A 12784-nucleotide genomic window follows, 5' to 3' on the forward strand; every position below is an offset into this window, starting at 1 on the left:
ATAAAACTGAGGTATTACAATTTATTGTTCCGTAGCGCTCGGATATTGTTGTCAAATTGCGTTATTTGTATGTGTAAAAAAAACCAACCATGAAATATTTTTATTTGTTCTTTAGCCTTACCCTATTAATCTCCTGTGGAGAAAAAAAAACTGAAAAGACCGAAACCTTGGAAGAAAAAGCCCAGAGAATCCACGATTCTGTGATTACGATTGATACCCATGATGATATCAACGTTCAAAATTTCACGGACAGCATCAACTACACCCAAAATTTGGACACACAAGTCAACTTGCCCAAAATGAAAGAGGGTGGATTGGACGTAGCCTGGTTTATTGTGTACACGGGACAGGATACCCTCACCATTGAAGGGTATACAAAAGCCTCCGAAAATGCAATCTCTAAATTTGATGCCATCCACAAACTTTGTGAAGAAATTGCTCCTGACCAGATTGAATTGGCTTTGACTTCGCATGATGTCAGACGAATTGTGGCCGCTGGAAAAAAAGTAGCTATGATCGGTGTGGAAAATGCTTATCCGATTGGCGAAGACCTTTCCAAAATTGAAGAATACGAAAAACTCGGAGCCCGATACATCTCATTGGCACACAACGGGCATAGCCAGTTCAGTGATTCCAATACTGGAGAAAAAGATAGCGTTTGGCTTCATAATGGACTTAGTGACCTAGGTAAGGAAGCGGTTGCTGAAATGAACCGTGTAGGGATTATGATCGATGTGTCCCACCCATCCAAAGAAGCCATGAAACAGATGATTGAGCTTACTAAAGCTCCAATTATCGCTTCGCACTCTTCGGCAAGGGCACTTTGCGGCCATAGCCGTAACTTGGATGATGAGCAATTGATGTTGATGAAAGAAAACGGTGGCGTAGTGCAGACCGTAGCTTTTAGCTCTTATTTGAACACAGAAAAGCACGAAGCCCGGTCGGCTTATATGACCGAAGTTTATAAAAAAGTAGCAGATTCATTGGATATTGCATGGTACGAGCGTTCTCAGTTTGGTTCTTTAACAGATGAGCAACGTGAAGAGTTTTTTGCGAACTACAGAAAAGTGATGAACATTGGTAAAGAAATGGCCGAAACCGACCCCAATGTACCACCAGCCGTAAATGTATCCGACTTTGTGGATCACATTGACTACATGGTGGATTTGATTGGAATTGACCACGTAGGTATCAGCTCCGATTTTGACGGAGGTGGTGGTATCGAAGGTTGGTCAGATGCATCTGAAACCTTTAATGTAACCTTGGAATTGGTGAAGAGAGGCTATACCGAGGAGGAAATTGCCAAACTATGGGGTGAAAACCTATTAAGAGTATTGGACGAGGTTCAGGCCGTAGCTAAATCCTTGAATTAAGAAGAGGCTTTTTCTTCTTCTTTTTCCTTTTTGGCCAAACGGTCCTTAACGTATTCTATTTTCGTTTTGCCGTGGGCCTTTGGATTTCCGTTATCGTCTAGGTTCACCATAATAATATTGTCTACCGTAACAATACTTTCGTGGGTCATCTTATTTCTAACTTCACAGTTGAGCGAAATTGAGGTGACCCCGAATTTTATAACCTCTATCCCGATTTCTATGATATCTCCCTCGTGGGCGGTACTCATAAAGTTGATTTCGGACATGTATTTGGTTACAATTTTCTTGTTCTCGAGTTGTATAATGGTATATAGAACAGCTTCTTCGTCTATCCAGGCAAGGACTTTGCCTCCAAAAAGAGTTCCATTGGCGTTCAAATCCTCTGGCTTTACCCATTTCCTTGTATGAAATCGCATAATTGAAACTTTTAAAATTCTAGTACAAAGTTAGATCAATCCTTTGAAGATTTTTCCTGTTAACCCCTTTAATTGATGCGAATTACGAATTTGAAATATTTCATAGAGGGCAAGTGTTGAGTAAATAATTTAGATGCCCCGGAATTTTGAACTTGATGGGTTTGCTCCCATTTAATCGAATAAATCCTTTTGTGGTGGTAAAGTGGTCTTAGGAATGTGAAGGTCAAAGCCCATTTTAGCATTCAATTGCTCAATAAAATAGGCTGACAACAATGGAGATTCCAATTCAAGGTTCTGATGTACAAAGAAATGGATGTTCTCTAGCCCCATGGATTTCCAAGAGGATAAACGCTCTATCCAATCATCTAAACGCGGATAATCGGATTTATGATTGGCCCCAACATATCGTATAAAAGCCTCATTATTGGTCAACCGCATGTGCATAAGGTCTCTCCTCCCTGCAGTATCCACTAAAATATTGGAAATATTGTTTTCTTCGAGTAAATGATATAGTTCTTGCGCCACTTTTTCGTCGGTAAACCAATCTGTATGTCTAAATTCCATGGCCAAAGGAAACTCTTTGGGCCAGTATTCCACAAAGCGCACTACCCTGTCCCAATTTTTGGGACCAAAGTTGTTGTGCATTTGCAAAAATATGGTCCCAAGTTTATCACCAAGCAAAGAAGTCACTTCCAAATAGCGGTCCGCGGCATCCAGTGCCTTATCGTTCATTCGCCTTAAATGACTGACTTCATTGGTCATTTTTGGAAAAAACTTAAAACCTTCGGGTGTTTTGTCTCGCCATTTTTCATATTGTTCTGCCGGAAATATGCGATAAAATGTAGCGTTGAGCTCAATGCTGTTGAATTGCGTGGAATAATACGCTAATTCATCTTTTGTGCCTCTTGGGTAGAAATTCTTGAGTTCTTGCCTGTTCCATTTGGCACAGCCGACAAAAACTTTTGTATCCGCACCAGTTTTATTTTTGGCTAAAATCGCTGAAGTATCAGGATGGTCGGGGGGAATCGTAAAATCTATAAGTTCTGGATGGTCTACTTTTCCGAATTTCATAGTTGGGCATGCTTTGGTGTTAATTTATAAAAATAAGATTATTAGCGGGGTAAATTCTTACTATTGTTTTAGTATATTTAAATATGTCATTCTTCAATATATCTTTTAAATTCTCCAAGCTATTCAGATACTGGTTGTTCCTGGAATTCTCTATCTGTGCGCTATGTGTTATCCTTTATTGGATATCTAAATTATTCTAATACGACTTTGTTTTATAGGATTCAAGTTGTTCATAACATCGTTGACAACTATTGCCATATTTACAAGCGTGCGGTGGATCATTCTGTAATTTTAGTAAAAACCATTACCATGGATTCACAATCCGACCGTCGATTGGACATTCGTCCCACGATCCCAGCGTCACATTTTAACAGTCAAATGGGTTTTGATGAGCATTTTCAGAACAAAACCCTTCGACCAGTAATCAAACTCCAAAACGATTTATTGGTAGAGGCATTCAAAAATTATGCGAACAAACACAAGGGTGTTTTCTATGAGCTTTCCTTGGAGAAAAAGTTCCATTACATTGAGCGGGCCATCCAAAAGGATATCAAATTCAGGAATTCCCTAAAGGGAATGATCATTGGCCAATTTACCGTGGATGAATACCGCGATTACATTACCAATTCCTCTGCCCTGAACAAAAGAATGATGAATATGGTAGTGGAACGGCTAAAAGATCAAATCCAACTTTTGGAAGAGGAAGCCCTATTTCAAAATTGATTCTCCGTTTAAGTTAGTGGTCAGGATATCGCTCATCAAGTCAAAATAAGGGCGAATGGCCCGGTACGACTTGTCCACTTCATCTAAAAATGATTGGGCAAGAACTTCTTCATCCGTAAGATTGCGTATGAACATGAACTGTTTCTTTCGGATCAGGTCAATATCGGGGTGTTCTTTATCAAATCCTTTGGGAGCGGTTTTTAACTCATCACCTCTCAACTCTCCCCAAATAGCTTTTAATTCTTTTTGGTTGATGACTTCTCGAAGTTCACCTGCATCCATTTCCAATTCTTTTCTAATTCGGAAGAGGTCTTCCTTGTTCGGAGCAAAAAAACCTGCGCCCAAAAAAGACTCTCCAGGTTTTATATGAATGTAATATCCGCCTCGTAAATGTGCACCCAAGCGGGAGAAAAAACCTGCAAAATGACTTTTATACGGTGTTTTGTCCTTGGAAAAACGCACATCCCGATAAATACGGAACATCTTTGTTTTTTCTATCTCATCATGATGGTTCAAGTTGTCCTTTGCCGCTTCAAGAAAAGTCTTCACCTCGGATTGATACTTTTTAAATTCGGGCTTATGTTCTTCAAACCATTCCTTATTGTTGTTTTTTTTAAGGTCACTTAGAAAATTAAAAACCTCTTTGGAAACTCTAATATTGGACGTCATATGTCGATAATATGTTATTTTTAAACTAAAGTTACCCTTTTATATGGGCCTATGGTAAGCTTTTGTCTAATTTTAAGACAATAAAGAGCAGTATGGACAAGGAAAAAATAATCGCCGAACTCAACAGGCACAAAAAACTGCCTTATCTAGATTATAGGTTAAAGCAGGAAACTGAAGATTTTACAGATACGCTTTTTTACACTTTATTTGATGCCAATACACCCGTGGCCGTTAACTTGGAGTTGTTAGAAAAAAAGTTCGATAAGCTAATGGATATGGCTTGTTGGGATCTAGAAAAGCCTAGTGAAGAACTTTGGGGAAGTTATATTTCCCATTTACCACAAATATTAGAAAACTTGAATTTGGATGCCGAGGCCATTTTGAACTGTGACCCAGCTTCACTGTCCATCCAGGAAATTTATATGGCTTACCCAGGATTTTACGCTATCGCGATTTACAGGTTGGCCCACGAACTATGTGTGGAAGGAGTACCCCTTATTCCACGCATGATGACGGAATATGCGCACAGACAAACAGGTGTCGATATTAACCCAGGAGCCAAAATTGGAAAATCCTTTTTTATAGATCACGCTACAGGTGTAGTCATCGGTGAAACAGCAGTAATCCATGATAATGTCAAATTGTATCAAGGGGTTACCTTGGGAGCACTCTATGTTGCCAAGAATTTGGAAAAAACAAAACGACACCCTACCATTGAAAATAATGTTACGATTTATGCCAATGCAACTATTTTGGGTGGGGATACCGTAGTCGGAGAAAATTCCATTATTGGTGGTAATGCATGGATTACCTCGTCCGTTCCCCCCAACTCAAAAGTTTATCATACACCGGAAATTAAAATAAAGACAACCCCAAATGTCTAACAGTATACTAGACCTTATTGGAAATACACCTTTGGTGGAGTCCAAAGTATTGAATACAAACCCCAACGTAAAAATTCTGTTCAAGCTTGAAGGAAATAATCCCGGAGGCAGTGTAAAGGACAGACCCGCATATAATATGATCAAAAGTGGCCTGGAGCGTGGGGATTTTTCCAAATCCACTAAATTGATTGAGGCAACAAGTGGCAATACCGGTATCGGCTTGGCTATGATTGCTGGTGTTTTTGGTCTTGATATTGAATTGGTAATGCCTGAAAATTCTACAAAAGAGCGTGTACAAACTATGCGTGCCTATGGAGCTAAGGTGACTTTGACCCCTGCGGACGTAGGCATTGAAGGAGCTCGGGATTACGCTGAGGCAAAAGTTAAGAATGAAGGATTTCAGATGTTGAACCAGTTTGCCAATGATGATAACTGGAAGGCACATTATAAGACCACAGGCCCCGAAATATGGAGGGATACGGAAGGTCAAATTACTCATTTTGTATCCAGTATGGGAACTACCGGAACCATCATGGGAACTTCAACTTATTTAAAGGAGCAAAATCCCAACGTGCAAATCGTGGGTGTACAGCCAACCGATGATTCCAAAATACCGGGAATTCGAAAATGGCCACGGGCATACCTACCTAAGATCTTTAATCCTGAGAAGGTGGATACCGTAATGGAAGTTAGTGAGCAGGATGCCACGGAAATGGCCAAAAGATTGGCCAAGGATGAAGGTATATTTGCCGGGATGAGCAGTGGTGGTGCTGCTGCTGTTGCATTACGTCTTGCGGAAACTTTGGAGAGTGGAACTATCGTTTCCATTGTTTGTGATCGAGGTGATCGTTATTTGTCTTCCGACTTATTTGATTAAACCCCCAATTTTCATATCAACTTTTACAGGTTTTATGTCGGATTTTTCGCATTATCCAACATTATTTGCGGGTTGTCGATTTCTTTGAAATAGCCTTTTAAAAAACCCGTTCTTTATATTGAATATAGTCCCAAATCTATAATTTGATATGAAAACCCTGTCAAAAATCATCACTTGGAAAAGAAATATTCTGGCCAGTGTAGTAGTTTTATCAACCTTGGTTGTTCTGAGTTTTTATGGTGTTTATACCAACCAATTCTATTTTTTAAAACCCGATAATTACATCATCCCGGTACTTACTTCGGTACATTTTCTTTATCTATATGTTGTATGGTTTAAAATTTCTGAGGATGAGCTACCGGACCCAAAAATGCGAAACATTGAGTATATTTTATATGCTATAATAATTGTATATGTTTTTAAGATTTATGATAGCGCAATGGTTTTAAATTCAATAAACGTCTATAGTGAGCATGTAATCCCTGCAAGTTTTAAACCAATGGCTACTCTTTCTTTGGTACTATATAGTATTCTCCCCATTCTAACGCTTTACACTTTTTGGTTGAGAAAACGATATGTTGGAATATTCAATTTTGAAAACTACAATGACAACCTAAATATTTGGCAGTAATTATAATGAGAGTCTATAGACCTCGGATAAAACTTCCGTACAAATCTTTAAACTGGTACCCTTGTTCAAAACGATGTTTGCTCAATTTTTTGTGGGCAACCAATCCCCAAAGCAATAGTTCTTTTAGAAAATAGGAGTCTTCTTTGGATACTTCTGGTTGATATTCCTTCAAAAGATTGTTCAATGGGCCAATCGAATCCAGTTTGGATTTATAATCTTCCTCTTTTTCATCGTCCATTAAATCAAAACCTTCACCATCAAAGAACCAGCTGATTAATTCATCGTACTCGTTTTCTTCTTCTTTACGTTGAAGTTTATCAATTTTCGGAAAATAATTGGGGAACAAAGACTTGGCAGCATCCTCGATTAAATTTTCAGCTACGGAACCAGCTCCCTCCTGCTCTCCTTCATAAACCAACTCTATTTTTCCTGTAATAGAGGGTACTACGCCCATAAAATCACTTAAGCGGACATTGGTTTTCTTATCCCCTGCAACAATGGCTCTACGCTCGGCGGTACTCAATAAATTTTCGAAAGCTGTGATGCTCATGCGGGCACTTACCCCGCTTTTTGCATCCACGAATTCACTCCTTCTTGCCTCAAAACTGATTTGCTCCAACAAATCCATTGCAATTTCGGGTACATAGACAAAGTCGGATTGACGTTTATCCAACTGCGCTTCCTGCTTGGTAATTTTTTTGGCAATCTCTATGGTTTCTGGGTAGTGGGTAAGAATCTGGGAACCGATTCTATCCTTCAAAGGGGTTACAATGCTTCCCCGGTTAGTGTAATCTTCAGGGTTGGCGGTAAACACAAACTGAATATCCAAATGCAAACGAAGTTTGAATCCTCTAATCTGTATGTCACCTTCCTGCAATATATTAAATAAGGCTACTTGAATTCTTGCTTGAAGGTCCGGAAGCTCATTGATTACGAAAATACAACGGTTGGCCCTCGGTATCATTCCAAAATGAATCACACGATCATCAGCGTAGGAAAGTTTAAGATTGGCCGCTTTAATAGGGTCAACGTCACCTATCAAATCTGCTACAGTAACATCTGGTGTAGCCAACTTTTCATAAAAACGTTCACTTCGGTGTATCCAGCTTATCGGAGTATCACCTCCCTTTTCTTTGATAAGCTCTGTTGCATATCGGGAAATCGGTTCCAATGGGTCATCGTGAATTTCAGAGCCTTCGACAATAGGCATCCATTCGTCCAATAACTGTACCATCAAACGAGCCAAACGGGTTTTTGCCTGTCCGCGCAATCCTAATAAATTAATATTGTGACGGGAAAGAATTGCCCTTTCCAATTCTGGAATCACAGAATTCTCGTAACCCCAGACACCTTCGAACACTTGTTCTCCTTTGGATATTTTCTCCAAAAGATTCTCGCGTAGCTCATTTTTAATGCTTTTGCTTTTATAACCAGCTGACTTAAGTTCACCTAGCGTTTTAATATTGGTATGATCCAAATTCATATGTTGCGTTATCCTTTAATTCTTCTTTTTCTGTTCTGTTCGTAATCTTCAAAAATCATTTCCCCCAATCCCTTAAGACCTGTGTAAAAGGCTTTTCCTTTGTTCGCTTTGGTAAATTCGCGTACAAATTGCATCAAATAAGGGTCTTCTGCAATCATAAAAGTGGTGATGGGGATATGAAGTTTTCTGGCTTGCTGGGCCATTGCGTAACATTTTTCAACGATATATTCGTCCAACCCCACACTATTTTTGTAATAATCACCGTTCGGAAGCCTTAAACAGGATGGTTTTCCGTCAGTGATCATAAAAATCTGTTTGTTGGTATTCCGTTTTCTGCGGAGCATATCCATCGCCAATTGAAGGCCTGCCACCGTATTCGTATGGTATGGACCTACTTTTAAATATGGTAAATCTTTGATGGGAATGGGCCAGGCATCATTTCCAAAAACCAGAATATCAAGTGTATCCTTTGGATAACGGGTGGTAATCAGTTCTGCAAGCGCCATCGCCACCTTTTTGGCGGGTGTAATTCGGTCTTCTCCGTACAAAATCATACTATGACTGATATCGATCATCAACACCGTGCTCATTTGTGCCTTGTATTGGGTGTCCTCTACCACCAAATCCTCTTCGCTAAGTGAAAAATTATCCAACCCGTGGTTCACTTGGGCATTTTTTAGACTTTCGGTCATGCTGATGTGTTCCAACGAATCTCCAAAGCGGTATTCACGGAACTCCCCTGTGTGCTCATCGCCTTTGCCTGATTTCCCCGTTTTATGGTTGCCAGAACCACTTCGTTTGATTTTACCGAAGATTTGGTCCAAAGCACGTTGGCGAAGTATTCGCTCCAGTTTTGAAGTAATGGAAAGACTTCCACTTCTTCCATTTTCGTCACCTTCTTCACCTTCGCCGCCCTGCGGTCCATCCATATCAAATTCCTCACGGATGTATCCCTTGGCCTTGAGGTCTTCTATAAAATCATCTATGGTGTAATCGTCGTCGGTAAGTTCGTATTCCTTGTCCAACTCACGGAGCCAATCCAAAGCTTCCTCCACATCGCCCGAAGTGTGGGTGACAAGTTCCTGGAAAATCTCGAAGAGTTTTTCGAACGGAGTTTGGTCTGGCGCCTCGTAATTGGTAAAACGAAACCCTTTTCTTGAATTCATAGCCATTATATAAATTTACGGTATTTCGCTGTAAAGGCTAAAGGTTTACAAAAAACTTAACGCTATAAATCAAAAAAGCGTCGAGCCAAGAAGCCCGACGCCTAAATCCAACCAACCTAAACTAGTCTTCCACAAAAGCGTAACTGGTTTTTACCACCTGTGTTAACCTGAAGTATCCAAAGGCATAGTTTTCGGGGTTTGTAGTATTGACACAATTGCCTTTTACGTCCACCGGCGTGGACTCAAAAAGACCTACACCACCTAATTGTGAGATGAGTATCTTGATATAATCATAATAGGCTCTGGAGATTCCATACATTTCTATATTTACCACATCACCAGGTTTAAAAGGTTCGATATGGGCATCCTTGTCCTCCTCGATTTCGTACCACCAATCAATCTCATTGCCATTCAAGAATTCATCTTTCCCTTCTTCCAAATCAGGTAATAGATCACCTTCCCGTTGAAATTTGAAAAGGTAATTGTTTCCTTCTTCCTCCGGGTCGGTAAACACCACATGTACTTCCAGTAATTCATCATCAAAGCCCTCTTTACGACCCTGAAGAACATTGGTGATATCCGTCACGGGGGTCATGGTCTCTGTTGCGGTATACACCTCACCATTGTATTCTATCCTAAGGGAATAGGTCTGTTCCAAAACAGGCTCAAAATTTGTGGTCAGGTATTCGCCGTTGCCCTGATCTTCAAAAATGTAACTGATTCCATTATCAACATTCGTAACCATAACTGAGGCTCCTGCTACTTCCGTATTCGAAATTGTGCTAAAAAATGGGGTGGATTCTCTCAATCGGATGGTCTGTACATTTCCTTCGGTTCCCTTTTCCCAGTCCAGTGATGCTTCAACCACCAATCGTTTTGGGCCTTCTTGGACTTCCACATCCACCACGTCCGAACATGAGGCAAAAATGATGACAATAACCATCCATGTAATTTTCTTCAATGTTTTCATGATTTAAAATTTAAAGTTGTAGGTCAATGAGGGCACAATGCCAAAAATCGCTGTTCGTGTAGCTTCGTTGGCCCCGGTCTCCATATTTTGACCGAAGGAAATCGAAGCGGCATTTTTTCTGTTGTAGAGATTATAGATGCTGAACACCCATTCGCCCTTGAAGCGTTTATTCTGATATTTTCTGGTTTTGTAGTTGACAGAAACATCCATCCGATGGTAGCTTGGCAAGCGGTCTGAATTTCTTGGGGCGTAACTTGCTATGGACAAATCCTCGTACACATATTGCCCATTGGGATAAGTTACGGGTCTACCTGTTTGAAAAACCAGATTGGTTCCAAAACTCCATTGGTCGTCCAATTGGTAGGCTCCCGATATGGATATATCATGCGTCCTATCAAAAGAAGCATTGTACCATTCTCCATTGTTGATACCGGGTCCTCCGGCTATTCCTCCCAAGGTTTGTTGCTCTGATTTTGAAAGGGTGTATGCAATCCAACCCGTAAAGTCGCCCTCGTTCTTCCGAAGCAACAGTTCCAATCCGTAGGCTCGCATTTTACCATTCAAAATTTCAGTTTCAATAGTGTTTTGACCAACTAGCTCGGAACCATCTATATAATCGATTCTGTTCTCCACAGTTTTATAGTAGGTCTCTACTTCCAGCGAATAGGTCTTGTCCTTAAAATTGCGAAAGTATCCCAGCGCATACTGGTTGGCCAATTGTGGTTTGATAAAGGGGCCACTAGGCGTCCAGACATCCAAAGGGGTGACGGAGGATGTATTGGACAGTAAATGAATATACTGGGCGGTGCGTGAAAAACCTGCTTTTAAGGATGATTCCTCATTTAAAAGGTAAGCCAAGGAAACCCGGGGCTCAAAATTCCCAAAGGATTCAATGACATCCCTTTTTTCAAAATTGGTTTCGCCTGTTACCGTTCCCCTTTCATAAATGCCCAGCTCTGGATTGTACACTACAGGCTGATTGTTCGCATAGGTGTTGATAGGTTGCCCACCAAATCTAGAGAAAGTACTGTATCGCAAGCCATATTGTGCTGTAAGTTTAGAGCCTAGTTTTTGCTCTGCGCTCAAATAAAATCCGCTTTCCAGCGCTTTTTTCTGGTCTAACTTTAATGGATTAACGGGTGATGTCTCGGCAGTGGGGTTTACTTCCCCTGGGTTGAAATCATAATAAATGCCGTTAACTCCAAAATCCAATTTGAAGTCATTGCTCAAATAATACTTAAAGTCGTATTTAAGATTGTAGTTGGTGATGGAGGACACCCAATCAAATTCATCCTGTGCAAACTCCAGATCATAGTCATATCGACTTAAAATCGCCGAAAGATTGGAAAACAAGCGGTCACTAAAAATATGGTTCCAACGTAGGTTGCCGGTAGCATTGCCATAACTACTGTCAAAACTATTTCCCAGTTTAAAGGCGTCACGTCCAAAATAACCACTTAAAAAAAGCTTATTGTTATGATTGATGCTGTAATTGGTCTTGAGGTTCAAGTCGTAAAAGCTGACACTGTTATCTTCTCCTGCTGCCTTGAGCAACAGATCCACATAGGAACGGCGACCGGCTATCAAAAAGGAGCCTTTATCCCCAAAAACAGGCCCTTCGGCCGTCAGCCTACTTGAGAGGACGCCAATGCCCCCGTTCAATTCAAAGTTTTTACTGTTTCCATCCTTTTGTCGAATGTCCAACACCGAGGAGACCCTTCCCCCGAAACTTGCCGGAATGCCTCCTTTGTAGAGTTTAACATCTTTGATGGCGTCCGCATTGAACACAGAGAAGAATCCGAACATGTGCGAAGTGTTGTAAATGATAGCCTCATCCAGCAATACAAGATTTTGGTCCTGTGCACCGCCCCTTACATGGAACCCACCCGTGCCTTCTCCATTATTGGTGACCCCGGGTAACATTTGAAGGGATTTCAATACATCCAATTCCCCTAATACCACAGGCATTTGTTTCACGGTGCCCATATTCATCTTTACCACGCTCATTTCGGGTTTGCGCAATATGGCCCGTTCTGGCTCATCTGCCATAACGACCACTTCATCCAAAGCGGTCGAGAATTCGGATAATTCCAAATCCTGTACGATGTCGTGATCCAAGTTAATCTCAATATTTACCTCATTATAACCCATATAGGAAATGCTCAACACATAATCGCCCTCTGGTGCGGTAACTGAATAAAACCCGTATTCATTGGTGACCCCTCCAATGGTGGTGCCATTCAAGAATACAGAGGCACCGAAAAGAGTTTCCCCATTGCTTTTGTCGGTAATGGTACCGCTGATGGTGTGACTGGTCTGGCCCATGGCCAGGATACAGCCCAAAAAGAAAAACCAAAGCAACCAAACGCTACATTTGATTGCCGGATTCAACTGTGATTTACTGTTCATTTTTTGATGTTTTGATGTTTGTACTTAAAATTTTCATCATCATAGACAGGTCAAAAAATGAAGGGTTGCATGCATAAGTTTTTTTACGGAAACTTTCCGTCCATACTTTATA

The 12784-nt window shown here is 40.7% G+C and carries 12 protein-coding genes; 5 read left to right on the top strand and 7 right to left on the bottom strand.

Annotation, left to right across the window (positions count from 1 at the left end; genetic code table 11):
* The first annotated feature begins 89 nt into the window (after positions 1 to 89).
* Positions 90 to 1373 carry a dipeptidase gene (locus tag ACQQ5U_RS03140; RefSeq protein WP_437395485.1) on the top strand — a complete coding sequence of 428 codons (1284 nt, stop codon included), beginning with the start codon at positions 90 to 92 and terminating at the stop codon, positions 1371 to 1373.
* Here the strand turns inward: ACQQ5U_RS03140 and ACQQ5U_RS03145 are convergent.
* The gene (locus tag ACQQ5U_RS03145; RefSeq protein WP_437395486.1) at positions 1370 to 1789 is read right to left on the bottom strand and encodes an acyl-CoA thioesterase; all 420 of its coding nucleotides are present in this window, start codon (positions 1787 to 1789) and stop codon (positions 1370 to 1372) included. The genes ACQQ5U_RS03140 and ACQQ5U_RS03145 overlap by 4 nt on opposite strands.
* A 171-nt stretch (positions 1790 to 1960) precedes the next feature.
* Positions 1961 to 2860, bottom strand: coding sequence for a DUF72 domain-containing protein (locus tag ACQQ5U_RS03150; protein WP_437395487.1), 900 nt, complete (start codon positions 2858 to 2860; stop codon positions 1961 to 1963).
* Between the two features lie 309 nt (positions 2861 to 3169).
* Between ACQQ5U_RS03150 and ACQQ5U_RS03155 the strand changes: the two genes are divergently transcribed.
* A complete protein-coding gene (locus ACQQ5U_RS03155; protein ID WP_437395488.1) occupies positions 3170 to 3583 on the top strand; it encodes a glyoxalase in 414 nt (137 codons plus the stop codon).
* Here the strand turns inward: ACQQ5U_RS03155 and ACQQ5U_RS03160 are convergent.
* Positions 3569 to 4252, bottom strand: coding sequence for a DUF2461 domain-containing protein (locus ACQQ5U_RS03160; protein ID WP_437395489.1), 684 nt, complete (start codon positions 4250 to 4252; stop codon positions 3569 to 3571). The genes ACQQ5U_RS03155 and ACQQ5U_RS03160 overlap by 15 nt on opposite strands.
* Positions 4253 to 4344: 92 nt before the next feature.
* Between ACQQ5U_RS03160 and epsC the strand changes: the two genes are divergently transcribed.
* The 3 genes from epsC to ACQQ5U_RS03175 all read left to right on the top strand — a co-directional run bounded on the left by epsC (position 4345) and on the right by ACQQ5U_RS03175 (position 6644).
* Entirely contained in the window at positions 4345 to 5136 is a 792-nt protein-coding gene (gene epsC / locus ACQQ5U_RS03165) for a serine O-acetyltransferase EpsC (RefSeq protein WP_437395490.1), read from the top strand.
* Entirely contained in the window at positions 5129 to 6013 is an 885-nt protein-coding gene (gene cysM, locus ACQQ5U_RS03170; RefSeq protein WP_437395491.1) for a cysteine synthase CysM, read from the top strand. Before epsC ends, cysM begins: the two co-directional genes overlap by 8 nt.
* 148 nt (positions 6014 to 6161) lie before the next feature.
* The gene (locus ACQQ5U_RS03175; protein ID WP_437395492.1) at positions 6162 to 6644 is read left to right on the top strand and encodes a hypothetical protein; all 483 of its coding nucleotides are present in this window, start codon (positions 6162 to 6164) and stop codon (positions 6642 to 6644) included.
* 13 nt (positions 6645 to 6657) lie between these two features.
* On the opposite strand, the gene ACQQ5U_RS03180 is transcribed toward ACQQ5U_RS03175, so the two are convergent.
* The 4 genes from ACQQ5U_RS03180 to ACQQ5U_RS03195 all read right to left on the bottom strand — a co-directional run bounded on the left by ACQQ5U_RS03180 (position 6658) and on the right by ACQQ5U_RS03195 (position 12672).
* A complete protein-coding gene (locus ACQQ5U_RS03180; RefSeq protein ID WP_437395493.1) occupies positions 6658 to 8127 on the bottom strand; it encodes a magnesium chelatase in 1470 nt (489 codons plus the stop codon).
* 8 nt (positions 8128 to 8135) lie between these two features.
* Positions 8136 to 9299 carry a vWA domain-containing protein gene (locus tag ACQQ5U_RS03185; RefSeq protein ID WP_437395494.1) on the bottom strand — a complete coding sequence of 388 codons (1164 nt, stop codon included), beginning with the start codon at positions 9297 to 9299 and terminating at the stop codon, positions 8136 to 8138.
* 115 nt (positions 9300 to 9414) lie between these two features.
* A complete protein-coding gene (locus ACQQ5U_RS03190; protein WP_437395495.1) occupies positions 9415 to 10263 on the bottom strand; it encodes a DUF4249 domain-containing protein in 849 nt (282 codons plus the stop codon).
* A 3-nt stretch (positions 10264 to 10266) separates the two neighbouring features.
* Entirely contained in the window at positions 10267 to 12672 is a 2406-nt protein-coding gene (locus ACQQ5U_RS03195) for a TonB-dependent receptor (RefSeq protein WP_437395496.1), read from the bottom strand.
* Between the last annotated feature and the right edge of the window lie 112 nt (positions 12673 to 12784).

Source organism: Flagellimonas lutimaris (genome assembly GCF_051494225.1).
Classification (GTDB): domain Bacteria; phylum Bacteroidota; class Bacteroidia; order Flavobacteriales; family Flavobacteriaceae; genus Flagellimonas; species Flagellimonas lutimaris_A.